Annotated in this window: 20 protein-coding genes; 11 read left to right on the top strand and 9 right to left on the bottom strand. The window is 51.0% G+C overall.

Going from position 1 to position 24,131, the window contains the following annotated elements:
* Nucleotides 1-77 precede the first annotated feature (77 nt).
* A complete protein-coding gene (locus BHK98_RS05610; RefSeq protein ID WP_158024467.1) occupies nucleotides 78-1,298 on the bottom strand; it encodes a Fic family protein in 1,221 nt (406 codons plus the stop codon).
* A gap of 199 nt (nucleotides 1,299-1,497) precedes the next feature.
* Nucleotides 1,498-2,088, bottom strand: a complete 591-nt coding sequence (locus BHK98_RS05605; protein WP_075712573.1) for a TetR/AcrR family transcriptional regulator — start codon at nucleotides 2,086-2,088, stop codon at nucleotides 1,498-1,500.
* Between the two features lie 205 nt (nucleotides 2,089-2,293).
* Between BHK98_RS05605 and BHK98_RS05600 the strand changes: the two genes are divergently transcribed.
* Complete coding sequence (locus BHK98_RS05600) at nucleotides 2,294-3,808, top strand: sodium/proline symporter (RefSeq protein ID WP_075712572.1); 1,515 nt, start codon at nucleotides 2,294-2,296, stop codon at nucleotides 3,806-3,808.
* Nucleotides 3,809-3,812: 4 nt separating this feature from the next.
* On the opposite strand, the gene BHK98_RS05595 is transcribed toward BHK98_RS05600, so the two are convergent.
* Nucleotides 3,813-4,175 (bottom strand): cation:proton antiporter, encoded by a 363-nt coding sequence (locus BHK98_RS05595; protein ID WP_192846822.1) that lies wholly within the window; start codon nucleotides 4,173-4,175, stop codon nucleotides 3,813-3,815.
* A 229-nt stretch (nucleotides 4,176-4,404) separates the two neighbouring features.
* On the opposite strand from BHK98_RS05595, the gene BHK98_RS05590 reads away from it, so the two are divergent.
* From BHK98_RS05590 to trpS, 8 genes are all read left to right on the top strand, one after another.
* Nucleotides 4,405-5,184, top strand: a complete 780-nt coding sequence (locus BHK98_RS05590; protein WP_158024466.1) for an alpha/beta hydrolase — start codon at nucleotides 4,405-4,407, stop codon at nucleotides 5,182-5,184.
* 283 nt (nucleotides 5,185-5,467) lie between these two features.
* Nucleotides 5,468-6,262, top strand: coding sequence for an SDR family NAD(P)-dependent oxidoreductase (locus BHK98_RS05585; protein WP_075712570.1), 795 nt, complete (start codon nucleotides 5,468-5,470; stop codon nucleotides 6,260-6,262).
* Between the two features lie 135 nt (nucleotides 6,263-6,397).
* On the top strand, nucleotides 6,398-7,390 hold the full coding sequence (locus BHK98_RS05580; RefSeq protein WP_075712569.1) for an AraC family transcriptional regulator: 993 nt from the start codon (nucleotides 6,398-6,400) through the stop codon (nucleotides 7,388-7,390).
* Nucleotides 7,391-7,412: 22 nt separating this feature from the next.
* The gene (locus tag BHK98_RS05575) at nucleotides 7,413-9,317 is read left to right on the top strand and encodes a bifunctional metallophosphatase/5'-nucleotidase (RefSeq protein ID WP_075712568.1); all 1,905 of its coding nucleotides are present in this window, start codon (nucleotides 7,413-7,415) and stop codon (nucleotides 9,315-9,317) included.
* Between the two features lie 159 nt (nucleotides 9,318-9,476).
* The gene (locus tag BHK98_RS05570) at nucleotides 9,477-12,020 is read left to right on the top strand and encodes an FAD-dependent oxidoreductase (RefSeq protein WP_202816871.1); all 2,544 of its coding nucleotides are present in this window, start codon (nucleotides 9,477-9,479) and stop codon (nucleotides 12,018-12,020) included.
* 177 nt (nucleotides 12,021-12,197) lie between these two features.
* Nucleotides 12,198-12,956 carry a Crp/Fnr family transcriptional regulator gene (locus BHK98_RS05565; protein ID WP_143404542.1) on the top strand — a complete coding sequence of 253 codons (759 nt, stop codon included), beginning with the start codon at nucleotides 12,198-12,200 and terminating at the stop codon, nucleotides 12,954-12,956.
* 42 nt (nucleotides 12,957-12,998) lie between these two features.
* Nucleotides 12,999-13,916: a carbon-nitrogen hydrolase family protein gene (locus BHK98_RS05560; protein WP_075712566.1), complete on the top strand. Its 918-nt coding sequence runs from the start codon at nucleotides 12,999-13,001 to the stop codon at nucleotides 13,914-13,916.
* A 167-nt stretch (nucleotides 13,917-14,083) separates the two neighbouring features.
* Nucleotides 14,084-15,190 carry a tryptophan--tRNA ligase gene (gene trpS / locus BHK98_RS05555; protein WP_075712565.1) on the top strand — a complete coding sequence of 369 codons (1,107 nt, stop codon included), beginning with the start codon at nucleotides 14,084-14,086 and terminating at the stop codon, nucleotides 15,188-15,190.
* A gap of 188 nt (nucleotides 15,191-15,378) precedes the next feature.
* Here the strand turns inward: trpS and BHK98_RS05550 are convergent, their stop codons facing one another.
* The 3 genes from BHK98_RS05550 to BHK98_RS05535 all read right to left on the bottom strand — a co-directional run bounded on the left by BHK98_RS05550 (nucleotide 15,379) and on the right by BHK98_RS05535 (nucleotide 18,196).
* The gene (locus BHK98_RS05550; protein WP_075712564.1) at nucleotides 15,379-15,627 is read right to left on the bottom strand and encodes a DUF4367 domain-containing protein; all 249 of its coding nucleotides are present in this window, start codon (nucleotides 15,625-15,627) and stop codon (nucleotides 15,379-15,381) included.
* 337 nt (nucleotides 15,628-15,964) lie between these two features.
* On the bottom strand, nucleotides 15,965-16,636 hold the full coding sequence (locus tag BHK98_RS05540) for a hypothetical protein (protein WP_075712562.1): 672 nt from the start codon (nucleotides 16,634-16,636) through the stop codon (nucleotides 15,965-15,967).
* Nucleotides 16,637-16,708: 72 nt separating this feature from the next.
* On the bottom strand, nucleotides 16,709-18,196 hold the full coding sequence (locus BHK98_RS05535; protein WP_075712257.1) for a transposase: 1,488 nt from the start codon (nucleotides 18,194-18,196) through the stop codon (nucleotides 16,709-16,711).
* A gap of 1,019 nt (nucleotides 18,197-19,215) precedes the next feature.
* Between BHK98_RS05535 and BHK98_RS05530 the strand changes: the two genes are divergently transcribed.
* Together BHK98_RS05530 and BHK98_RS05520 are read left to right on the top strand one after the other, a co-directional pair.
* Nucleotides 19,216-19,839 carry a hypothetical protein gene (locus BHK98_RS05530; protein ID WP_143404541.1) on the top strand — a complete coding sequence of 208 codons (624 nt, stop codon included), beginning with the start codon at nucleotides 19,216-19,218 and terminating at the stop codon, nucleotides 19,837-19,839.
* A gap of 932 nt (nucleotides 19,840-20,771) precedes the next feature.
* Nucleotides 20,772-21,008, top strand: coding sequence for a hypothetical protein (locus BHK98_RS05520; RefSeq protein WP_075712559.1), 237 nt, complete (start codon nucleotides 20,772-20,774; stop codon nucleotides 21,006-21,008).
* Nucleotides 21,009-21,502: 494 nt separating this feature from the next.
* On the opposite strand, the gene BHK98_RS05515 is transcribed toward BHK98_RS05520, so the two are convergent.
* Genes BHK98_RS05515 through BHK98_RS05505 form a run of 3 tightly spaced genes read right to left on the bottom strand, consistent with a single transcriptional unit; the run spans nucleotide 21,503 to nucleotide 24,127 of the window.
* Entirely contained in the window at nucleotides 21,503-22,273 is a 771-nt protein-coding gene (locus BHK98_RS05515) for an ABC transporter ATP-binding protein (protein WP_075712558.1), read from the bottom strand.
* 7 nt (nucleotides 22,274-22,280) lie between these two features.
* Nucleotides 22,281-23,090: an ABC transporter permease gene (locus BHK98_RS05510; protein ID WP_075712557.1), complete on the bottom strand. Its 810-nt coding sequence runs from the start codon at nucleotides 23,088-23,090 to the stop codon at nucleotides 22,281-22,283.
* A complete protein-coding gene (locus BHK98_RS05505) occupies nucleotides 23,087-24,127 on the bottom strand; it encodes an ABC transporter substrate-binding protein (RefSeq protein ID WP_342718754.1) in 1,041 nt (346 codons plus the stop codon). The genes BHK98_RS05510 and BHK98_RS05505 overlap by 4 nt, the downstream gene beginning before the upstream one ends.
* Nucleotides 24,128-24,131 lie beyond the last annotated feature (4 nt).

The raw sequence follows: 24,131 nt of genomic DNA, 5'->3' as shown, positions 1-24,131 counted from the left end.
CGCGGCAGAGCGGCGCTGCCGACAGACTGCCGACGGCGCCTGTCAAGTCCAACGGGGACAAAGTGGGCAGACGCCGTTTATTTTTTCGTCATCTCTGCAAAAACCTCGAGATTAAGCCGGTAGAACTTATTTGAGTCGCGTTTTTCGGTAATAAGCAGATTGCAGCTCTTATCAATCTCGCTTAAACGTTTCTGCAGAGTTGGTCGGCTGATTTGCAGGCATTGCAGCAGTTCTTTTGTTGTGATGCCGATTTCGGAAAACAGTGAAGCCTGCAATAAAAGGAAGTATAGATAACCGTACTTTTCCTCATCACCGTGCGGCAGGTTCACAAGCTGTCCGGTAAATACTTTTAAGTGCCGGTTCTTGTCGGTCAGACTGTCCCGCAGATTTACGGCAGACTCTTTAATAAACTCCAGATACGTGAAGATGAACGGCGTTATGTCGCCCCTGTTAATTTCTTCGTTCACGAGCTTAAAACTCCTGTAATACCTGCTGATGTTTTCTTTGATTGTATATGAGAGGCGATACCCCATAATTGATTCAAGCGTATTTGCAAGATAATAGCTGCTGATGAATCTGTTCAGACGTCCGTTGCCGTTATAGAACGGATGAATATACCCGAACAGATAGTGGAATATTGATATCCTGAATAAGGGGTCGATACCTGTATCGTTTAAAATGTCGACGGCATCATTCATGCTTTCGATAATTTTATTCTCCGGGTATAATCCGTGATGAATTACTTTTTGTGTCGGATCCACGATGTCGATATGCTCTTTTCTGAAGATCTTCCCATCAGGCTCGTCTTTTGGATTTTCCTCAATGATCTCAGGAAGGAACATCTCGTCATACAAAGCCCGGATATCATGACTGTCTTTTATTGACAAATGATTTCCAGATATCAATGCGTTGTATTTGTTAACCAGGCCGAAAAATCTTTTGTCACTTTTACCTTCAAGATCATCAAGTATTTCGCTGATTTCCTTCCTCGTACTGTGGACGCCTTCGATGTTATTGGTAATAACGATTTCATCAATCAGACATTTGTTTATATACTGCTTCAAAGCAATTCCGGGAAGATCGCGCGACAGCCGGAAAATATCTTTATCAAGCCTGGAAATCTCTACAACCTTTTTTATCAATGCAGGTGTTTCCATAAAGAAAGCGGGGTTACCCGCGACTGTGAAGTTCAGATGAACGCATTCATCAGAATTAAACCGGCTGTCATACAATGCTTCGTATTCTTCTTTGTGGTCGTAATATAGACTTTTCAGTAATACGTAATCTCTGCTTTTCAAGATAACGCCCCCTCTTTTTCCGGATACTAACATAATAGAGCATTATACTAAAAAAACAAGCAAAATTTTAAATCGTACGGCATATAACCGGTATGTATTTAAAAATATGAAGAAATTTTAAATGACTGGCAGCGCCATTTCATGACAAGAGGGCGCCGATATCCGGAAGGGGATGAGAGCGAGGGGGACCGTCCTTTGTTCACGCCTGCCGACACAGGCTTTTCAGGAACAAAGGAAGAATCTGCTGGGAGTACTGACAGAGCGAGTAGCTGCCGCTGGAAAGGCACCAGTCGTACATCATGCCGCGCTCAAACATGGCGTAGGCCTTCATGATGTCGTTTACGCTGAGGTCCGCACGGAAAAGCAAGTCCTTCTGCCCCTCCATCACAATCTGGCGGAGCCTGCGGTAATACACCCGGTCCGGATCCAGCATATGCCGTTCGCCCTTTGTAATCAGCTGCGTAGAAAACAGCTGGCACAGAAGTGTGACGGGGACGGTGTTCTCGATCATCAGAAAAAGCTCACGGTTCATGAAAATCAGCTTTTCCAGAGGCGTCAGAGCCGGATCCATGGTGCTGTCCAGCTCGGTGTATTTGTCGTCGAAGAGGTAAGAGAGCGAAGCCAGCAGATCGTCCTTTGTCCGGAAATAATGGTAGAATGAGCCCTTGGATGTGCCGGACGCCTCGACGATATCATCAATGGTGGTGTCGTCGTATCCGTTCTGATAGAACAGTTTCCAGGCGGCGGAAACGATCTTCGCTTTGGTCTGTCGTTTTGCGGACTGGTTCATGAGAATTCCTTTCTGAGTCAGACGTTTTATTCGGGTTATATTTTTGTTACAAAATACAGTCTACTATATGAGCTTTGGAATTTCAACATAGATATCGATAATATATGGAAATGACCGTATAATAGTACAGATTTTAGTCTGTATTTTGTTTTGGGTGATTTCGCGTTATGATAGATAGCGAAGAAACAGAAAGGACTTGTTATATATGCAGAATGTGGAAATTATTGTATTTATCCTGTATTTTGTGGCGCTGTTCGTGTTCGCCACAGCTTTTTTTGTGAAAGGAGCTAACCGGAACGGAGAGGATTATTTCCTCGGCGGACGGTCGATGGGGCCGTGGGTCGCCGCCATGTCGGCTCAGGCGTCTGATATGTCCGCATGGCTTCTGATGGGACTGCCGGGATCGATTCTGGCTTTCGGCTTCGGGCAGATCTGGATCGGTATCGGACTGATGCTGGGGACGGCCGCCAACTGGATTCTCTGTGCGAAGCGTCTGAGGCTGTTCTCTAAAGCCGCGTCGGATTCCATCACGATTCCGCAGTATCTTACGAACCGGTTTGCAAGCAGGAGCAAGACGCTTCAGATCGTCTGCGCGGTGATTTTCCTCGCGGCGTTCACCATCTACGTCGCATCGGCCTTTGTTGCAGGAAGCTCGGTTTTCACCATGCTGTTCCCTGAGGTATCGACCGGCACAGCGATGCTTGCCTTCGCGCTGATCATCATCGGCTACACCTTCATGGGCGGATTCAAGGCGGTGTGCTGGACTGACTTTTTCCAGGGGATTCTGATGCTCGCGGCACTGCTTGCGGTTCCGATTATCGTTGCGGCCACACAGGATCTGGACACCTCGCTGCTGAGCAATGTGTACCGGTATACGGATGCAGCGTCCGGAGAAGTTGTAACCTGCAGCTTCGGAACCGGACTGTTCAATGCCCGGTGGCAGGATGTTCTGTCCGGGCTGGCCTGGGGGCTGGGATATTTCGGGATGCCCCACATCATTGTGCGCTTCATGTCGATTGAAAAGCCTTCGATGGTGAAAAAATCAGCGGCAATCGCCATCGTCTGGGTCATTCTTTCGCTGGGCGCGGCGTGTCTGATGGCGTACCAGGCCAGAATGATCGTCGGGGAGGAGCTGCTTACGACCGGCGCGCAGAAGACGGTGTTCATCGTGATGGCAAGGAGATTCTTCCCGCCGGCGATTTCCGGACTGCTTCTGGCGGCGATCATGGCGGCGTCGGTATCGACAGCGGATTCGCAGCTGCTCGTGGCGTCCAGCTCTTTTACGGCGGACATCTATCAGCCGATCTTTCGAAGGAACGCCGGCGACAAAGAAATTCTCTGGGTCGGCAGAGCCGCGGTGGTGGTGATCGCGGTCGTCGCGTATGTGATTGCTTCTTCAAAGGGAGCGGGTGCGCAGGCGATTATGGAACTGGTCGGGAACGCATGGGGCGTATTCGGCGCGGCGTTCGGACCGACCATCGTGCTGTCTCTGTTCTGGCGGAGATTTAACTACGCCGGTGCCTGTGCCGGCGTGATCGCCGGAGCGGTGGTGGATATTCTGTGGTTCGTGTTCCTGTCAGGAACCGGAGTGTATGAGATTCTGCCGGGCTTTGCGGCAGGCTTCGCGGCGGCGGTCATCGCGGCGAAGCTGACAAAGGAGCCGTCGGCGGAGGTTACGGCAATTTATGATGCGGCGACTGCTGTCGGAAATGACGAGTAGAGGATCAGGAAGCGCCCTGCCGCACTGACGCAGAATTGATTTCACCGGCGAGTTCAAAGCCTTTCTTGGCGGCAATTACAGCGATAATCTCATTGATAACCGCGGCTGCGGCGACAGTCCCTTTTATAATGGACGCGAGATCCGGCGCAGATGGGGCGAGCACGGAGCAGATGATTGAAGTGAACACCAGTGATACTCCGGAATGGGGAAGAAGCGTGAGACCGAGATATTTCTGTACGGTGACCGGCATATGCGTCGCCTTTGCTCCGCCTCGGGCGCCGAAGTATTTCCCGGCGGCGCGTGCCGCAACATAAACGAAGGTATACAGTCCGGCGCCGGCGATCAGCCAGCCCAGAATGGCGGGCATTTTTAGTTTTGTAATCAGCTTTCCTGATCAATATGCCGCGAAAAGCGTGCAGATCCATCGTGCAGTATAGCAGTATATGAAAATACAGTTATCATGCTTGTCACTCCCTGGACAGAATTCCATACATAAGAAGGGGGATGCGGCGAAACAGATACAAACCATTCCAAGCCATGTCTTGCAAAACCGGAGATTCAATGGTATGCTTTTGGTGCTGAAAAGGAGAATCAAAATGGAAAAGTTTACGATAACAAAAGACAACGGCCGCCGCATTCCCGTCCTCAGAGAAATCCCGCAAGAGGCGGATGCAGTGGTCATTATGGTGCACGGCTTTACAAGCTGCAAGGAATGCGCGACCGGTGAACTGCTTCTCAGACGGATGCCTGCGGAAGGAATCGGCGTGATGCTGTATGATCAGCCGGGGCATGGAACGGAGGAGGCGGCGGAGGAACCGTTTCGTATCCGGAACTGCATGGACAGTCTCGCCGCGGTTGAAGATTACGTCGTCCGGAATTATCCGGGGAAGGAAATCTTCTATTTTGCATCGAGCTATGGGGCGTATCTTACAGGCCTGTACATCTGCCGGAGACCTCACGCCGGGAGCAGGCTGATGATGCGGAGCGGGGCGGTCATCATGCCCTGGCTGTTTCTGGGAGCGCCGGGCTCTGAGCCGGATCCGGCGTCGCTGGCGGAACTGAATGAGAAAGGCTTCCTGATGCTGGGACTGCCGGACGCGCCGCAGATCAGAGTTCCGAAAGGAATGTTTGAGGATATGAGTAGACCGGAAAACGATCTGCTGCACCGGTTCGGCGGTTATGACCACGGAGGCACTGAAGTCGCGATGGTTCACGGGGGAAAGGATCCGGTGATTCCGGTGCGGTTTGCCAGAGAATTTGCGGAGGAAAACGGGATTCCGATTACGGTGTTTGAAGGGCAGGGACATTCTCTGAATGATAATCCTGACTGCCCGGACAAAGTCGCGGATCTTGCGATCGATTTTTTCCGCGGGTGAGAGTTGATGCCGCTGGCGTAACCGGAATGGAGAACCGGGCTTATATTCTTCCTGAACAAAGCTGAGACGTATTTTGCGGAAGGCGACTTCCTCCCTGCGGAGGCGGCCGTTTTTCATTTTGTACGGTGACGGGACGCGGCGTACAAAATATGAGAATGGCACGATTTGATGAAATTATGGAATCCTATGATGTTCCCTGACCGCGTATTTTCTGATATTATTCAGCTATAAACAGATACAGATTCGGTAAAGCACACGAACCAGAAGAAAAGAGGAAAAGAAAATGGCAGAAACAGCACTTATCACAGGCTCCTACGGCGGGCTCGGAACATGTTTTGTAAAACTTCACGCAGGCAGAGGCGGCGACCTGATTCTGGTCGGAAGAAGCAGGGAACGGCTGGAGGCGCAGGCGATGGAAACCGCGGATAAATACGGCGTGACGGTTCACACTATTGCGGTGGATCTTTCCGGACCGGAGGCGGCGCAGACGATCTATGACACTTGCAAAGAGAACGGATGGCTCCCGGATGTGATCATCAACAATGCGGGCTTCGGAGGCCAGGGAGACTTTGCGCGGGAAAGAACCATGGAGCAGGATTTGTCCATGATTGCGGTCAACATCGAGACGCCGACGCGTATTCTGAAGCTGTTCCTGAAGGATATGATTCAGAGAGGAAGCGGCCGCGTTCTGAACGTTTCATCCACCGCGGCGACGATGCCGGGGCCGCTGCAGGCGGTTTATTATGCGACAAAGTCATATGTTACAAGCTGGTCGAATGCTCTGTGGCGTGAGCTGCAGGGGACGGGCGTCACGGTTACCGCGCTGATGCCGGGGGCGATGCAGACCGGATTCGCTAACGCGGGAGGACTTTCTGATACAAAGCTTTTCGCTAACGCGGTGAAGCCCGACGATGTCGCGAAGGCCGGATATGAGGGCATGCTGAAGGGAGAACTGAATGTGACCGCGGGACTGCCCGGCTGGCAGAAACCGATGATGGCGCTGGCTCCGATGTTCCCGAAAAAAACAATGCTGAACTTTGTGTATAATCAGCAGGTCGCGGGAAGCGCGAAAAAGTAGGGAAGACTGGCGCAATATGATGTTCCGGCGGAAGGTATTTTCGTATATAATGAAACGGGGAAATATAAATCGGAACCCGGAATCCGGACCCGCGGAGGAAAGATGACAGGAAAATGATGACTGGAGGATCAGGATATGAATCATTTTATCGTAGACGGGCGCTATAAAGATCTCCTGGAGTATCAGGGAATCGATGTCAGTGTGGTTCTGAAGAAGGCGGGGCTTCCGGAGGACGCTCTGAATCATAAAACTCCGACGATGAAAGAGGTGGAATATTATCGCTTCCTCGAGGCGATTGACGAGGTTGCGGACGATCCCGGAATGCCTGTCGCCATGGCGACAACCGACAAAATCGAGACGTTTTCGCCGCCGATATTCGCCTCCTATTGCAGCAGAAACGGCGCGGCCTGTATTGAGCGTCTGAGCCGATATAAGAAGCTGATCGGCCCGATGTCCTTTGTGGTATCAAAGGATGAGGAAACGGAAACCGTCGAACTTGCCACAGGAGATCCGGCGCTGAAAATGCCCTCTTTTATGGTGCGGTCGGAGTTCGCGTTTCTGATCGGCATGATCCGCAGAGCGACCGGTACAGAGATGAAGCCGGAGCGGATTACGATGCGGGATCTTCCGAAGGGAAGTGAGTTTGAGGAATTCGCAGGGATCGCACCGGAGAAAGGCGGCCGGGACACGATTGCCTTTACGAACGCGGCGCTGGAAGAACCCTTTGTCAGTCACAGCGAAGCGATGTGGTCATATTTTGAACCGGAACTCAATAAGCGGCTGGCTGATCTGGAGGTGGACGACTCGGTCAGCGCAAGAGTGCGAAGCGCGTTGACGGAACTGCTTCCGGCCGGCGTGTCCGGCGTGGAAAGCGTTGCGGAAAAGCTCGGCATGAGCCGTAGAACACTCCAGAGAAAGCTTTCGGAGGAGGGAACGACCTTTCAGAAACAGCTGAACAGCACGAGAGAGGTTCTGGCTCTGCACTATATCAAAAACACGGATATGACGACGAACGACATCGCGTATCTCCTCGGATATGCGGAGCTGAACTCCTTTCTCCGTGCTTTCTCCATCTGGACAGGAAAGACGATTACAGAATATAAAAAGACGGAAATCGACCGGAAATAAACGGAAGAGACGGAAGGAAGGTATGAAGAGAACACTGTTTTTGATTATGATACCGGTACTGCTGCTGTGCGCCGGCATTCCGGCCGCGGCTTTCGGAGACACGCAGAAGAAAGCGAAGGAGATCACGGTGGTATTTACCCACGATATGCATTCTCATCTGGAGAAATTCCCGAAGCTTGCAACCGTGATCAGAGAAGAAAAACGGAAGAACGAGGCAACCTTCGTGGTAGATGGGGGCGACTTCTCCATGGGCACGCCTTATCAGACCATCTGGAAACGGAGGGCGTCAGAGCTTCGGATGATGGGCTTCGCGGGATTTGACGCGGCAACGCTGGGAAACCACGAATTCGATTACCGCTCCGAGGGATTGAGGACGATGCTGAAGAATGCGAAGCGGTCGGGGGACCCCCTGCCGCAGCTCGTCATCGCGAATATCGACTGGGAGGGTACGCTGAAAGATAAAAAGCTGAAGGCAGACGGTGAGAAGCTTCGCGAGTCGATGAAGGCTTTCGGCGTGAAGGATTATACCGTTCTGGAACGCGGAGGTGCGAAAATCGCGGTGTTGGGGATATTTGGAGAGGAGTCTGCCAGCTACGCGCCGGAGAGCGGTACGAAGTTTCTGGATCCGGTGAAAAGCGCGAAGCGGACGGTGGCCGAAATTAACAGGGAGGTACCGGACGCAGACCTGATTGTCTGCCTCTCCCACAGCGGAATCAATCCGGAGAACCCGGAAAAGTCCGAGGATATACGACTGGCGGAAGAAACAGAGGGAATCGATCTGATTGTCAGCGGACACAGCCACACATATATGAAGACGCCGATCCGACGGAACGGCGTTGTTATTGCGTCCTGCGGACAGTATAACGATAACGCGGGCGTGGTGCGCTTCCGGGAAACCGCTGGGAAGGGCTTTGTGTACAAAAGCTATCTTGAGAAGCCTCTCGACAAAAAAGTAAAGAATGATAAGGCGACGCAGAGAAAAACCGCGGCGTTCAAAAAACTCGTGAACCGGGAGTATTTCGCAGACTTCGGTTACAGCTGGGATCAGGTCCTGGCCCGCAGCGATATCCGTTTCACCCCCATCGATTCCTTCGGGCAGAAGCAGGGCGAGGATACGCTGGGAAATCTCATCTCCGACGGATATATTTACGGTGTGCGGCAGGCTGAGGGAAGCGGCTATGAACACGTGGACGCTGCCGTGGTGCCGGCCGGGGTTGTCCGCGGCTCGTTCCGCAGGGGCGATATTACCGTGGCCGATGCGTTCAATGCTCTGTCGCTCGGGACAGGAAAGGACGGAAAGCCGGGATATCCGCTTGTCAGCGTATATCTTACGGCCAGAGAACTTCGTCTCGCGGCGGAGGTCGATATTTCCATATCTCCCCTGATGCAGCCTGCCCGTCTGTATTTCAGCGGTCTGAACTACAAATACAATCCGCATCGGTTTATTCTGGACCGGTCCTATGATGTGATGCTGAAGGACTCCATGGGAAACGGGCAGACCCGGAAGCCGGAAAAGGGGAAACTTTACCGGGTGGTTGCGGATCTGTATTCCGCGCAGATGCTTTCGACGGTGAATTCCATGTCCAGGGGTCTTCTGTCCCTGGAACCCAAGGATGAAAACGGGAAGGTCATCACGGATTTTGAGGATCGGATCATCCGCGGAAAAGACGGGAGCGAGCTGAAGGAATGGTACGCGCTGGCTTCCTACATTGATTCCTTCTCCGGGAACAAAGTACCGGCGCGGTATGCCGCAGCGGAAGGCCGGAAGATCTGCGAGAACAGCTGGAGCCCGGCGCCCATGAACAAAGACCACAGCGCTTTCTTCTGGATCCTCGTGGGGCTTCTGACGCTTGCGGTGCTGATTGCCGCTCTGATTATACGCGGCGTACGACGGATGCTGACCCGGCGGCGCGGACAGCGAGAATAGTCGAATAACAGAAAAATCAAATCCTCCTTTGTGACCTGATTACAGAAGTCGTAAGACGACGGCGGTATAATAGTGTCTGCTCAGGCGTATTCGACGGCTGAGCACGCATTACGATGAAAACCGGTAACTGACTTCTGACAGCGCAAAGGAGGATTTATTATGAAAACCGTTATTATCGGAGGAGTTGCGGCGGGAGCAGGCTGCGCGGCAAGACTGCGCCGGCTGGATGAGAGCGCGGAAATCGTGCTGCTGGAGCGCGGGAAATATATTTCCTACGCGAACTGCGGACTTCCGTATTATATCGGAGGAGTGATCCGCTCGAGAGAGGCTTTGTTTGTAACAAAGAAAGAGACCATGGAGTCCAGGTTCAATGTGGATGTCCGGACGGAATCGGAGGTTCTGTCCATCGACCGGGAGGCGAAGCAGGTGACGGTCCGTAATCTCCGGGAAAACCGGGAGTATCGCGAGAACTATGACAAGCTGGTCATCGCGACGGGATCTTCTCCGCTGAGACCGCCGATTCCGGGTGTTGATTCTGAGCGGATTATGACGCTCTGGACGGTGCCGGATACTGATCGGATCCACGCCATGGTGAAGGAAAAGGGAGCCAAAACGGCAGCCGTCGTCGGAGGAGGATTCATCGGTCTGGAAACGGCGGAGAATCTGTGCCACGCGGGGCTTGAGGTCACGCTGATTGAAGCGATGGATCAGGTTATGGCGCCGCTGGACAGGGAGATGGCGGAGCTGCTTCATGAGCATCTCGAGGAGAACGGAGTAGAACTGAGACTGTCGGACGGAGTTGATTATTTTCGTGAGGAGGCGTCACGGGTTGCGGTGCATCTGAAGAGCGGAAAGCGTGTTGAGGCAGATATGGTGATTCTGTCCATAGGCGTCCGGCCCAACGGCAGAATCGCCGGGGACGCCGGCCTTGCCCTGAATGAGCGGGGCGGGATTATCACTGACGAATTTCTCCGAACGAAGGATCCGGACATTTACGCCGCAGGAGATGTGGTTGAGGTGACGGACATCGTCAGCGGAGAACCTGCGATGGTGCCGCTGGCAGGTCCCGCCAATAAAATGGGGAGAACCGTCGCGGATAATATTGCCGGCGGAGAGGAGGTCTACCGCGGATCTCAGGGTTCTTCCGTCGCGAAGGTATTCGACCTGACGGCGGCTGTCACCGGAAACGGCGAGAAGGCTCTTCAGCGCCGCGGCTGGAGAAAAGGCAGAGAGTATGAAACGGTTCTCGTCGCTCAGAATTCCCATGCCGGATATTATCCCGGAGCTGTGCCTATGATGCTGAAACTGATTTTCACAAAGGACGGAGGCAGAGTGCTCGGAGCACAGATCGTGGGAAGCCGGGGCGTGGACAAGCGGATTGATACGATCGGAACCGCGATACGGCTGGGAGCTTCGGTGGCAGATCTGAAAGCTCTGGAGCTGGCCTATGCGCCGCCCTACTCCTCCGCGAAGGATCCGGTCAATATGGCGGCGTTCGCGGCGGAGAATGTGATCCGCCGCGTAGCGCGGTTCTGTGACTGGAATACGCCGGATACCGACTCAGAAGCGGTGCTTCTTGACGTCCGGGAGGAAGCCGAGGTGATGGCCTATGAAATTCCGGGATCAGTGAACATTCCGCTGGGGCAGCTGCGGAGACGGCTGGGAGAACTGGATCCGGAGAAGACATATATCACATTTTGCGCGGTGGGAGTCCGGGCCTATACAGGCGCGAGGATCCTGGCGCAGCACGGGTTTGACCGTGTCTTTGTTTATCCCGGCGGCGTAAGATTTTATGCTTCGACACACAGGAAGTCTGCGGACAAAGATGCTGCAGACCCGGGAGCTTCATCGGAGTCTGCGGGCACGGCCGGAAGCAGAACTGACGGAGCCGCGGATGGAACACAGACGCAGCCGACTCGCCGCGTTTCTCTGGACTGCTGCGGGATGCAGTGCCCGGGTCCGATTATGGAAGTGTTCAACAGCATGAAAGAGCTGGAAGACGGGGATGTGCTGGAGGTGACTGCTTCGGATCCCGGTTTTACAAAGGATATTGCCGCCTGGTGCAGGAAGACCGGAAATACGCTGATTTCCGGCGGGAAAGAAGGAGAAGAATACATCGCGTGTGTGCGGAAGGGTACGACAGAGGGCGGACGGTCGTCCTGTGAGCCGGACTCTCATCTGTGTGAGTGCCGTGAAAGCGGAGAAAACGCCGCCGGTATTCCGGGCAGCGGGCCGCAGGGAAAAACAATCATCGTTTTCGACGGAGACATGGATAAGGTTCTGGCGTCGTTCATCATCGCGAACGGCGCGCTGGCAATGGGCAGACCGGTTACGATGTTTTTCACATTCTGGGGACTGACGGCTCTCCGCAGACCGGAGAAAAAACCGGTGAAAAAATCCTTTGTCGAAGGAATGTTCGGCGGAATGCTCCCCCGGGGAGCCGGAAAGCTGAAGCTGGGCAGGATGAACATGGGCGGAATGGGCACCGCCATGATGAAGCGCGTCATGAAGGACAAGAACATCGATTCGCTGGAGGCGCTGATGAAAAAGGCCATGGATATGGGCGTCCGCATCATCGCCTGTTCGATGAGCATGGACGTCATGGGAATCCGGAAGGAGGAACTCATCGACGGAGTGGAAATCGGCGGCGTCGGCACCTATCTGGGAGAGGCAGAGGATTCGAACGTCAACCTGTTTATCTGATCGGCGCGGTCTGCCTGCACAGCCTGCGCATCCGTCCGGGCAGAGCGTCATCCCGCGTTCGTTTACAGGAACTGCGGGATCCGCCTTTACAGGAACTGCGGGATCCGTCTCTTGTGCCCGCACCCGAAATCCTGTAGAATACAAGAAGACAGGATTTTGTAAAAGAGGTGAAGTACAGTGAACGAGGTGCAGACAGAGCTGAGACGTCTTCCCTTCTGGGACAGGCTTTCAGAGGAGGAACAAAACAGGGTCCGCAGGGCTTCTGCGATACGCGTCTGTGAAAAAGGCAGTGTGCTGCGTGCGATGGAGGGCGAGTGCCTGGGATTTATCGCGGTGATTGCCGGCGATCTGCGGGCGCACATGATGTCCGAAGAGGGAAGAGAAATTACGCTGTACCATATTCGTACGGGAGAATGCGATGTGCTGACGGCGTCCTGCATCATGTATCAGATTACCTTTGAGACGCAGGTGAGTGTCGAGGAGGACAGCCGCATTCTGATCATTCCCACTTCCGTGCTGAGCAGACTGAAGGAAGAAAACATCTACGTCCGGAGCTTTATCTATGAGCTTCTGACGGACCGGTTCTCCGACGTCATGTGGACGATCCAGCAGATTCTCTTTTACGGAATCGATCAGAGGATCGCGGCGTTTCTCACAGACGCGGCGGAGCAGAGCGGGACGGGCGTCCGGAGCGATGTGCCGAAGCAGACCTGTCCGGTGAAAACTTCCGGCGCGGACGGACAGGGAGGAGAAACCTTTCCGGAGATCCGGATTACCCACGAACAGATCGCGCGTGAGATCAACACCGCACGGGAGGTGGTGGCCCGCGTCGTCCGCAGAATGGCGGAGGACGGTCTGCTTCAGACCGGACGGGGCAAAATCGTGATAACGGATCCCGACGGATTGAGGGAGCTTGCGGGAGAATTGCGACGCTGATAACTGCTGAAAGGGACAGAGGAAAGAAACGGAGGACAGGAAATGAAGGATGTCAGGAAAGACTGCAGAATTGCGCTGATCCAGGCGGAACCGGTTTTGTTCAGGAAAGAGGCCTGTGTGCAGAAGGCGCTGGAGCTTATCGAAGAAGCGGCGGAGCACGGAGCTGAACTGATCGTGTTTCCGGAGCTGTTCATCCCGGGTTATCCCATCGGAATGAATTTCGGATTCAGTATGGGAAAGCGGACGGAGGAGGGACGGCAGGACTGGAAGAAATATTACGACGCTTCCGTGGTTGCCGGAGGACCGGAGTTCGAGAGGCTTTCGCAGGCGGCAGTGAAGACCGGCGCGTACATCAGCATCGGATTTTCCGAACGGGACGCGGTGAACGGAACGCTGTACAACAGCAATGTGATTTTCGAGCCGGACGGAGCATATAAGGTGCACCGTAAACTGAAGCCCACAGGGACGGAACGGGTCGTCTACGGAGATGCGGACAGAGGCTTTTTCCCTGTCACCGAGACGCCCTGGGGACCCATGGGAAGCCTGATCTGCTGGGAAAGCTATATGCCTTTGGCGCGGGTGGCGCTGTATCAGAAAGGCATCACGATTTATATTTCGCCGAACACAAATGATAATCCGGAGTGGCAGGCCACCATTCAGCATATTGCCATCGAAGGAAAATGTTATTTTGTAAACGCGGATATGCTCGTCCGACGTGAATCCTATCCCTCTGACCTCAACGAGCAGGAGGCGATTGACCGGCAGCCTGAGATTGTGTGCCGGGGCGGCAGCTGTATTATCGATCCCTTCGGGCAATATGTGACGGAGCCGGTATGGGATGAGGAAGCGGTTATTTACGCGGATCTGGATATGGATCTGCCGGCGGCGTGCCGGATGGAACACGATCCGGTGGGGCATTACTCCCGTCCGGACGTGCTGGAGCTGATTGTGCATGAGTGACGCGCGGGGCGCAGTTCGGCGGCAGGGCACGCATTAATTTGTTCCGCAGCGCAGGAAATAGAATTTGTCCGGGAGCACCCCTTTCAGAAAGCGGCGCTTTGTGATAAAATCAGAAGGACGGGGCCGGAAGCCCTGACTTTATGAAAATCTGGAGGAGAACTTTCGCAATGGGGAAAAATATTATCCTGACCGGCGACCGCCCCACGGGACGGCTGCACCTCGGTCATTATGTCGGATCGCTGAAGCGGCGGGTGGAGCTGCAGAACTCCGGCGAATATGATGAAATCAACATTCTGATCGCCGACGATCAGGCGCTGACGGATAACGCTGACGATCCGGGAATAATCCGGGACAATATCATCAATGTGGTTCTGGACTATCTGTCGGCGGGACTGGATCCCGAGAAGACAACGATCTGCGTTCAGTCGGCGCTGCCGGCGCTGCATGCGCTGACCTTCTACTATATGAACCTGGTGACGACAGCGCGCCTTTCCCGCAACCCGACCGTCAAGGCAGAGATCCAGATGCGGGGTTTCGCAGACGAGGGCCTGCCCGTGGGATTTTTCACTTATCCGGTATCCCAGGCCGCGGATATCACCGCATTTAACGCCAATGTGGTTCCGGTGGGCGAGGATCAGCTGCCGATGCTGGAGCAGACCCGCGAGATCGTAGAGAAATTCAACCGTGTTTACGGAGAGACGCTTGTCCTGCCGAAGGCCATGATTCCGGAGAACGAGACGCAGCGCAGACTTCCGGGCGTGGACGGCAAGGCGAAGATGAGCAAATCCCTGGGGAACTGCATCTATCTGTCGGATACGCCGAAAGCCGTGAAGAAACAGGTTAACGGTCACATGTTCACAGATCCGCAGCATCTCAGGGTCGAGGATCCGGGGCATATCGAAGGGAATGTTGTGTTTACCTATCTGGATGCTTTTTGTACAAAGGACCATTTCGCAGAGTATCTCCCGGAATACTCGGATCTGGATGAGATGAAGGAGCACTATCGCCGGGGCGGACTCGGCGACGGAACCTGCAAAAAATTCCTGATCAGTGTTCTCGAGGAAACTCTGGGTCCGATCCGCGCGGAACGCGCGAGGTGGGAGGCTGACATCGATACTGTCTATGATATTCTGAAGGCCGGAACAGAGAAAGCGGTGGAAACCACCAACGAGACCCTGGGCCGCGTGCGGAAGGCGATGCGGATTGATTATTTCGAGGATCGGTCCATCGTGAAGGAATGGGAAGCGATTCTCAGGAAACAGAAGAATCAGTGAACGGGCGTTGCTGACGGCATTTATGCAGAACAGAGAAAAGGACTGTGAGGAATTAGTTTGTCGCAGTCCTTTTATCGTGGTGTGCCCGGCGGCGCACATTTCTAACCGGAGATTAGAAAAAAAGATACGGGAATCGCAGCTGACAACAGATGCGGCATTTATAATCACGACTGTCATAGTCTCCGAACTCAATCTCTGAAACTGTCAATGACTGCGAAGGCATCCTCCCGGCTGATGTCGCCGTTGATAATGATCGTGGTCTTATTTTTTTTCAGATAGACGGTACAGCGACCGGTTTTCTTGTATTCATGAACGTAGACCTCGTAGATCCTGTAATTTACTTTCTCCAAATCACCGTCTTCCGTGTCGATGTGAAGCGTAAGATCTTTCGTTGTGCTTTCGGAAACGGTATAGTGCCGGCCGCTTTTTTTGTCCACATAGAGATCTATGAGTCCATTACCACTGAATCATAGTAATACTATCGACCGTAGCAGTATAACATTCCACATGATCGTTAGTGAGGCACACATAAAAATAACAGCTTTTTTTGACGAGACCATTTTTTTATAGTTCTTTGAGAGATTGACAATTAGTAGCAATACATCAAACGAAGACACCACTATCATCCCAATTACAATAACAAGATTTAAATGGTCTATGTCACCGAGCAGATTAATGAATGCACATACAAATATGTATATAGAACTGAATACTATCATCCCATTAATTATAGATTCTTTGATATTCATACGTGCCCCCCACATTAGTACTTGCTCACTCCAACAATTTTCCAAGCTTCGACCTTATATGTCTTCCCCCACGATGCAGGGTTCTCATATAACTTTTTAACTTAACTGATACTCCATGCTTCGACGAACCTTTCATCACATAAGAAATGAGCCCTGGAATTCCACCTAAAAATGTGCAAAGAACCGAAAGCATGCCTGGAACCGAGAATCCTGCAGCAACGAGCAATGCAATAATCATCCCCGCAACGCCCGCTACCGTTGCCGTTCCACCAAGCGCATTCTTGATTTTTGCATAAGAATACTTCTTGGTTTTCGTCTTACTTTTATATGATGCTGCCGATTGTTTTATGTTTATTTGCTTGTCAATACCAACATCAGCGGCGATAATAGTCCGCCCCTCTTCTGTCGTTACAGTTCCTGTTTCAGAATTCGCAATCAGCACCTTATCTGGCACACCAGGCTCCGAAACAAATATTCTTGTAACATTACTGTCAACCTCTTCAACTGATATTTTGCTGATAGTATCTCCATCAATCACTTCAAGTTTGTTTGCATCAATTACCCTCATCGAAATATCGCTATTTGGAACAATGATTGTATCTGAAGCATAAGTATAGTTTGCAGGCAATAATGTCATCAACATTGCCAGCACAATAAATGCAGACAGCAACCTCATCCTTGTCATCTTTATCATCATAGTATCTGCGACCTCCCATCCTTATACTACTACACAAATTAAATATGCTATTTGAATTATAACACTGAAACATTAGTTTTCACGTAATAGGTCGACTCCGAGTGTGTTCAGCACACGATGAGTCTTCTTCTGGATAGCTGAAACGCGGTACCCTTCGGCATCGCCGGCATCGACTTTGTAGATGTTCTTTACCAGCTTCAGGACATCCTCGGCTGAATAGCGTTCGTCAAGCCCGGTGCTTCTGAGTGCATTGAGCAAGCCATAATAATACAACAGGCTTATATGGTTCAGGAACGCCCAGCCACGGAAGTAATCATCTGTGCGTGCATGAGATGCAGAACAGATGACGCTGTTCTTCAGGTAATCGAAGCACTGCTCAATATCCCAGCGCTGCTTGTACGCAAGATATATCTCCTGCGGCTCCACGTCGAGATTGCTGCAGAATGAGAAGTATCCCATACGGATCTGCTTGAGGACATCTTTTGGCTTACGGTCTTCTTCGCCGTAGTCATTCTCAGCCTTGACCACATAGCGTTCGACAAGCTCTGCCTTGCGTATGTCGTCACGGAACGTGTATATGAAGTTGCCCTTGTTACCGCTGGATTTCTTTCGGTACCAGACAGGCCTGTGGTTGTAGGAAAACACATCATCGAATTTGTTGTCGTCTTTGTCTTCATAGAAGGAATTTTCAACATTCACGGTGTTGTCCTGCAGAGGCAGGATATATTTCATCCCAGCCTCCATCAGCACAGAAAGGTTCCTCTTTGAGTAGAAACCCTTATCTGCAATGATGATGCAGTCCCTGCACCCGGACGCCTTTACCGTATCGATGAATGCCGTCTTGTCAACTATCGATCCCTGAAGAATGCGGTAGAAGACCGGCATGTGAGTATCCTTCTCAAAAACATACAGCATGCGAGCCTGAGTGTTCCGGCTGTGATCAGGATTGTATCCTTTGACCGCCAGCGAGTCCTGCGACCTTGAGAAGATCGAAGTGCCGTCAAACAGCAGAGTCGTGCTCGGCATGACACGGGACCTCATGAATGCATCGATGGTATCCTGCATGGTGCCAAGCTTAGAAACGAATCTGCGCACGGATGTCTCAGATGCTGCGATGTCCCCGCAAATGTCACTCATATATGAGTCAAGGAAAACCGGCTGGATCATCTTTGCAGACGAGACCCTGTCCACGAGTCTGATCAGTGAGATCGTTCTTATCTCCCGGAACATGTTCGGGAAGAATGTCTTGATCTGATCACTGAGATCAGGAGAGAGCTGCTGCATCAACTCATATGCGCCATAGTTCTTTACTACTGGTGCCACATCAGGGGCGATGTGCATCTTTGCCATCAGCCTCAGTCCGTTGGCATTAGGGATGAACCCGTCAGCCTCGGTGATCTTGCCAATGCTTTTGCCAGTTACCTTCTTCGGACGGTTCTTTTCGGGATCCCATTTGGATGAGATCTGGTAGACATAATATTTGTCGTCACCGAATCGGCGGATCTCCACCGCTCCGAATTGTGCAGGCTTTTTCTCCTTGATCGATTGCGGAATGCTCATTTTGGTACCTCGAATATATACGTTAATTACGTAATAAGTGTACCAGATATGTAGTGCTAAATCAAGGGTTTCGAATACAAAATATTGCGCAAAGCCAGTATTTCAGGCACTATAGGGCTATGCATTGATCTGGAAGCCTTATTATGTACGTAATTTAGCAGGATTCATATATACGTTAAATTTGAGGTTTCAGTGTTATAAATCTATACAATTCTACTGTCAATTATTATCCTGAATTATGATGGTGTCAAGAGGTAGTGGAGTTCAGAGGAAATGACACGAGAAAACGGGGATTTGCAGGGAAAAGTATACAAGATACATGCAAAAAAGATTCGGAGGACTGCCCCTTTTTAAATATTTTTGCGTTTATATAAGTGAAGGTAGAAAATTTAAGGGAGGTGACAAGTTATGTATGGGTAGAGAAATAATAACATGAGAGACAGAGCAGATGAGCCGGTTTTCCGATGGGAAGTAACTTTGGGAATTCTGTAATTTACGCATTTTACAAAATCTGATCGGGATACTCTGAGCGCGCGTCTTAGAAGTAATGCGAAAGAGAGCGAAAGAGAAAATTGTAGATGAAAAAATGAAAAAGAGTATTGTTTTTATATTAACATTTGCGTTATGATTTAGTATAACCACAGTCGCATTTGCAACAGATTCCGCAACTCGTGTAGAGATTGCCGCGGAAGCAATCGCAGATTCTATTGAAAAAGTAGCTGGGGTTAGTGAAATCAATACAGATATTGAAAAAAAGGAAGATTTGTACCTCGCAAAGGGTGATGGAATTAACATTGAGATTCCTGTAAGTGGAAGTGCTCCGGTAATTGCGGAGGTATATGAAGGAGAAAACATCGTGATGTACTTGCCGGAATTCGTTTCTAGGGTAGGGGGGCGTTCTTACGGATAATGAAACGGTTGTCTATAATTCTACCGGAGCGAATGTGTCGGTCGGCGTACAGGCACTGAAAGAAGAAAATAGTGGGACACTGTGTGAGTCCGTAAAGACTCTGGTTGCCATGAATAACGCAAATGCGCCTAAGGAATATGATTTCACATTTGATTTGCCTGAGGGATACCGATTGGTCAAGGACTATGACTACAATGATGAATTCGATGAATATGATTGTGGTCAGATTTTTGTAGTAAATGACCAGGATGAAACTGTTTGCACAATTGATCCTGCATGGGCGAAAGATGCAAATGGAGAAGTTGTTGAAACTATGTATGAGATTAATGGAACCACATTAACGCAAATTGTTAACACTGACGAAAATACAGCGTATCCTGTTGTTACCGGTTCAGCATCTCATCCAAATAAGACGAGTGTTTACTACCTCAAGAAAGCGGGAGTCAAGGATTTGAGAGATAAGTATACAGAACAGGGCGCCCTTAAACTTTGCACAGGGTTAGTCGAAACCGCGGCCTCCTACAAACAACCTGTAGTCGGAGTTTGTAAAACTTTCGTGTTTATTAATGAAACTTATTCCGGGTACAAGTATGCATCGTGGAATTCAGTATATGCGAAAGTTGGCAAAAAGTACGCAAAAGTGGCAGTTGTTTTCAGATGGAGAAACGGAGGAAAAAATAGTGGATATATTCCTAAGAATGAGAACGTAACAGTTGTCAGTAAAATATCGTAATTAGTGTCTGTTCATTAAGTCCGACGGGAACTTAATGGGCGCTGACGGCAGTTTGTCAGCAGCGCCGCGGCGCACCATCCAATGGAAGGGTGCGCCGGCAGACACTAATTGATGCTTGTGCTCAGGGATTCGACCGTTTCCGAATCCCACTGCCGCAGAGTTTTCGGATGAAACGCTTGAAAACCTTGCGGCAGGCTACCGAATATGCTCTTTGTATTATTGATATTTCAAGCATATTCGATAGCTGAGCACGCATTAATCAGTTCATATGGATGAAGACTTTCGAATACAAGAGGAATCAGCACAAATGAGGACGAGAGACAAGAATATTGAGTATTTACTCGCAATATACTACCTGATAACTTCACTATTGGAGTGGTACGGATTGATGAAGAATCTGAGTATCTGGATAAAATCCGGAATAATATTGATTATTTGTATCTGCGTTATCGTGATTGCCATTGACTTAAAGATCGATTGGAAGCAACTTACCCGAACAGAAAAAGCATGGATGATCTGCTCTCTCTGGATTCCGTTTTTGTGGATAGGGATAGTCGTTCTCGGTTGATAGAACGGGGTTTCCCGGTAAAAAGAATTGGAGATGCCTGGTTCATGCAAACGCGGATTTCCTGTTGTCAGTTGGGGCTTGCGGGCGCTAAACGGATATGCAGCTTTGGCATCTGGAGCAGGATATGACCTTTTAGATACTGAGCCGACAGCGAAAGGGTTCAGCGGTAAAACCAAAAGCTATACGCATAAAAATTACACTAGCGGATATATTAAACCGAAACGTCTTACTGTAACAAAAATAAAATATACGTGGTATACAAAGGTTAATTACAAGGGTGATACTAAAAAGGAAACCTGGTATCGTTGCATTCAATGGTAACGCTTATAAAACATATGCACCAGCAGAGAATGGGAGGCCAGCTATGAAAAATAGAACAAATTCGGGCTTGATCCAAAAGCCATCCGAAAAAGAATTGGTTTGCATTATCTTTTTCTCGCAAATAATCATTGTTGTAGCGATATTAGGGATACTTTTTTTAGAAATTGAGACAGAACGATTGGCTCTTTTAATCTTTGTTCTAGCACTGTCATCTTTAATATCTGCAATTAAACTTCTAAGAAATAATTCTCAGAACGTTATTCTAAGTGAGAAGAAATAACGAATCCTACAGAGCCTCACGTTCATGATAGCGTGGGGCTATACAAAAATAACAGGTTCATATGAAATCTGGACGTATTATAAAAAGCAAGGCGGGCAGCGGGTTCAGGGATATCAGTATCGAAATGGGAAAATGAAATGTAAACTTGTTAAAAAGCAGGAGGTCAGTAATGTTTAACTTTATTTTCCTTATCGTTTGGATTATTTATGGGATATTTGAAGTCGTGATAATAAGAAATAATAACGCTAAGCGGCCAAAGCTTCATGCCATAGCTATGATTCTATGGATCGTTATTGGCATACTTGTATGCTATCAGTTTTTCATTGCAAATTGACATCTTCAACCTGTAATAGGGGAGGTCATGTGGATGGAACAGAAATAAGTGTCGAGCGTAAGTTGTTCTCAGCACCGCGGCACACCCCCGCAGGGGGGTGAGAACCGGGAGGCAGGCTTTGATGCCGATTCCTGTCACGGTGCTGAGCGGCATTTCATCGTCAGATGTAGTATTCGATGGTTTCTTCGGACTTCATGTTAAGCAGCCGGAAGATTTTGTCGCGGGCGAGAATGAAATCGCCGGAGGTGCGATCGCGCCGGTGCGGCATGGAGATACGGACGATGCTTTTGATTCTGCCCGGATTGGGAGACAGGATTACAATGCGGTCGGCCAGGTACACGGCTTCGTCGATGTCGTGGGTGACAAAGAGAATCGTTTTATGCTCCTCGACGGACAGCCGTCGGGTATCATCCTGTAATTGCATTCTCGTGATGGCGTCCAAGGCCCCGAAGGGTTCGTCCATATAGATGACAGAGGGATCGACCGCCAGCGCCCTTGCGATGGCGACACGCTGCTGCATTCCGCCCGACAGTTCATGGGGGCGGTGACGGCTGAAATTCTCCAGTCCGACCAGCTTCAGATAGTGGTTCGCGATCCGGCGCCGTTCATCCTTTGGGACAGATTTCGATTCCAGTCCCAGTTCTACGTTCTTTTCAACGGTTCTCCAAGGCAGAAGTCCGTAATTCTGAAAAATAGTGATATAGCGGATGTCGGGCCGTGTCACCGGCTTTCCGTCAATGGTGATGGAACCGCCGGAGATCGGCTGAAAGCCGGCGACGGCGTTCAGCAGCGTTGTTTTGCCGCAGCCGGACGGTCCGAGAAGACAGACGAATTCACCTTTGTCGATGGAAAGGCTGATGTGGTCGAGAGCCGGAAAGTCTGCCCCGGGTTTATCGTAATTTACCGATACGTCGTTGATTTCAATATACACAGTGAGTTCATGACCTCCTTTTGTTGTTTTGTGGTCCCAGTCCGCGCGCGGAGATGAAGCTGCGCTCCAGAAGTCCGATCAGCTGGTCGAGAAGGAATCCGATGACGCCTATAGTGATGATGGCGGCCAGCAGAGCGTCGGCCCGAAGACAGTTTTTCGCGTCCATGATAAGAAATCCCAGTCCGGTCTGTGACCCCACCATTTCGCCGGAAACCAGAAAGATCCAGCAGGTCCCCAGTGCCAGATGCAGACTTCCGGCAATCTGCGGGAACGCCGCGGGGAATACGATGCGGGTCAGGGTGCGCCTCTGGGAAAGCCCAAAGTTCCCCGCGACCCGAAGATATACCAGATCAATATTCTGTACTGCAGACGCTGTGGACAGTAAAATCGGGAAGAATCCGGCGATGAAAATAATCGTGACGGCCGGCAGATCCCCGATTCCGACGAGCAGAACCAGGAACGGGAGCCATGCGACCGGAGCGATGGGCCGAATCAGCTGAATGACCGGATTGACGTAAGCGAATGCTTTCGGAAACCAGCCCAGCAGAAGCCCTGCGGTGATCCCGGCGGCTGCGGACAGGAGATAGCCTGCGGCGAACCGGAGGAGACTGTCGCGGATATGCACTGACAAAGTCGCATCCGACGAGCTTCCGGAAAGTCCGGACACGGTCAGCTCCCGAAAGGCCAGCAGAACTCTGCCGGGAGACGGAAACAGCGCGGAGCTCACGCCGCTGAAGGAGGCCGCAAGCTGCCATATCGCGAGAAGGACGGCGTATGCGATGATGATGTGCCGGAGAGTGTTCAGTTTCTTTTTCATTCGTCGTCTCCATTCGCCTGATAGACAAAGTCTTTATAGTTGGGAGGGTTCTCGTTGATGCCGTATTTTTTTACCCGGTCGCTCAGCTGCCTGTAGGCGCTTTCTGTAATCGAAAGCTTATCAAAGTGAATCCATTTCAGAGAGGTTTTCAGTACGGATTTGTTCTGCCCCAGATATTTTTCTGCGGTTTTCAAGGCGGTATCGCCGCTCTCCAGCTTGTTTCCGGCCTCCTTGTATACCCGGATCAGTGTTTCGGTCTGCTCCGGATGATCACTGATGAAACGGTCGGTCAGAACGAGGCCGCAGCAGAAGGAATCAGGCCACAGTTCCTCAGAATAGTACAGGACTTTTCCGATTTTTTTATCCACAGCCTGCGCACCGAAGGGCTCTGCCACGCAGTAGCCGGCGATAGAGCCGCTGCTGAGTGCAGAGGGCATTTCGGCGGGCGACATCTGGACGATGCTCACATCCCTGCCGGTGAGACCTTTCTTCGCAAGAGCCTCCTGAAGCAGGATGTTGTGTGAGGATTGAGTATGAGGAATTGCAATCTTCTTTCCTTTCAGATCGGCAGCGGAGCGGATGTCTTTTGCGACGACCAGAACGTTACCGTCCCGGTGACCCAGTGCGACAGCCTTAAGACCAATTCCCTGACTTTTCGCCTTCATGGCAAGCTCGATCAGCACGGACGCTCCGTCGATTTTACCGGAATTCAGAGCGTCGGTCAGGTCGGACCAGGAACTGAATTTCTGCAGTTTGATCCGGACGTCGCTGTTTTCTTTCTCCAGGAGCTCCTTTTCCTCGAAAACGGCCAGGGCGTGAGTGATGGGAAGGTAGCCCAGTGTAACTGTGGTTTTCCCTGATTCGGATGCGTCGGTTCCGGATTTTGTGTTCGTGCCTCCGGAGGACTTTCCGCAGGCGGAGAGACCGGTGATCATGGCGAGTATCAGAAGTGAAGCCAGTATTTTCCTCTGCGTCAGGCGAAGCCTGAAATGATGGCTGATACCGTTATGTCTGCTTTTCTTTTTCATTTTGTTCATTCTC

Source organism: Hornefia porci, from assembly GCF_001940235.1.
In the GTDB taxonomy this organism is placed as follows: domain Bacteria; phylum Bacillota; class Clostridia; order Peptostreptococcales; family Anaerovoracaceae; genus Aminicella; species Aminicella porci.
The sequence above is the reverse complement of the archived record's forward strand: the minus strand, read 5'-3'. Positions and strand labels throughout refer to the sequence as shown.

What these genes read in the sequence shown, in the direction of transcription:
- BHK98_RS05605 (WP_075712573.1), bottom strand. Translation starts at nt 2,088, where the DNA reads ATGAACCAGTCCGCAAAACGACAGACCAAAGCGAAGATCGTTTCCGCC.
- BHK98_RS05600 (WP_075712572.1), top strand. Translation starts at nt 2,294, where the DNA reads ATGCAGAATGTGGAAATTATTGTATTTATCCTGTATTTTGTGGCGCTG.
- BHK98_RS05595 (WP_192846822.1), bottom strand. Translation starts at nt 4,175, where the DNA reads ATGCCCGCCATTCTGGGCTGGCTGATCGCCGGCGCCGGACTGTATACC.
- BHK98_RS05590 (WP_158024466.1), top strand. Translation starts at nt 4,405, where the DNA reads ATGGAAAAGTTTACGATAACAAAAGACAACGGCCGCCGCATTCCCGTC.
- BHK98_RS05585 (WP_075712570.1), top strand. Translation starts at nt 5,468, where the DNA reads ATGGCAGAAACAGCACTTATCACAGGCTCCTACGGCGGGCTCGGAACA.
- BHK98_RS05580 (WP_075712569.1), top strand. Translation starts at nt 6,398, where the DNA reads ATGAATCATTTTATCGTAGACGGGCGCTATAAAGATCTCCTGGAGTAT.
- BHK98_RS05575 (WP_075712568.1), top strand. Translation starts at nt 7,413, where the DNA reads ATGAAGAGAACACTGTTTTTGATTATGATACCGGTACTGCTGCTGTGC.
- BHK98_RS05570 (WP_202816871.1), top strand. Translation starts at nt 9,477, where the DNA reads ATGAAAACCGTTATTATCGGAGGAGTTGCGGCGGGAGCAGGCTGCGCG.
- BHK98_RS05560 (WP_075712566.1), top strand. Translation starts at nt 12,999, where the DNA reads ATGAAGGATGTCAGGAAAGACTGCAGAATTGCGCTGATCCAGGCGGAA.
- trpS (WP_075712565.1), top strand. Translation starts at nt 14,084, where the DNA reads ATGGGGAAAAATATTATCCTGACCGGCGACCGCCCCACGGGACGGCTG.
- BHK98_RS05540 (WP_075712562.1), bottom strand. Translation starts at nt 16,636, where the DNA reads ATGATGATAAAGATGACAAGGATGAGGTTGCTGTCTGCATTTATTGTG.
- BHK98_RS05535 (WP_075712257.1), bottom strand. Translation starts at nt 18,196, where the DNA reads ATGAGCATTCCGCAATCGATCAAGGAGAAAAAGCCTGCACAATTCGGA.
- BHK98_RS05530 (WP_143404541.1), top strand. Translation starts at nt 19,216, where the DNA reads ATGAATAACGCAAATGCGCCTAAGGAATATGATTTCACATTTGATTTG.
- BHK98_RS05520 (WP_075712559.1), top strand. Translation starts at nt 20,772, where the DNA reads ATGAAAAATAGAACAAATTCGGGCTTGATCCAAAAGCCATCCGAAAAA.
- BHK98_RS05510 (WP_075712557.1), bottom strand. Translation starts at nt 23,090, where the DNA reads ATGAAAAAGAAACTGAACACTCTCCGGCACATCATCATCGCATACGCC.
- BHK98_RS05505 (WP_342718754.1), bottom strand. Translation starts at nt 24,127, where the DNA reads ATGAACAAAATGAAAAAGAAAAGCAGACATAACGGTATCAGCCATCAT.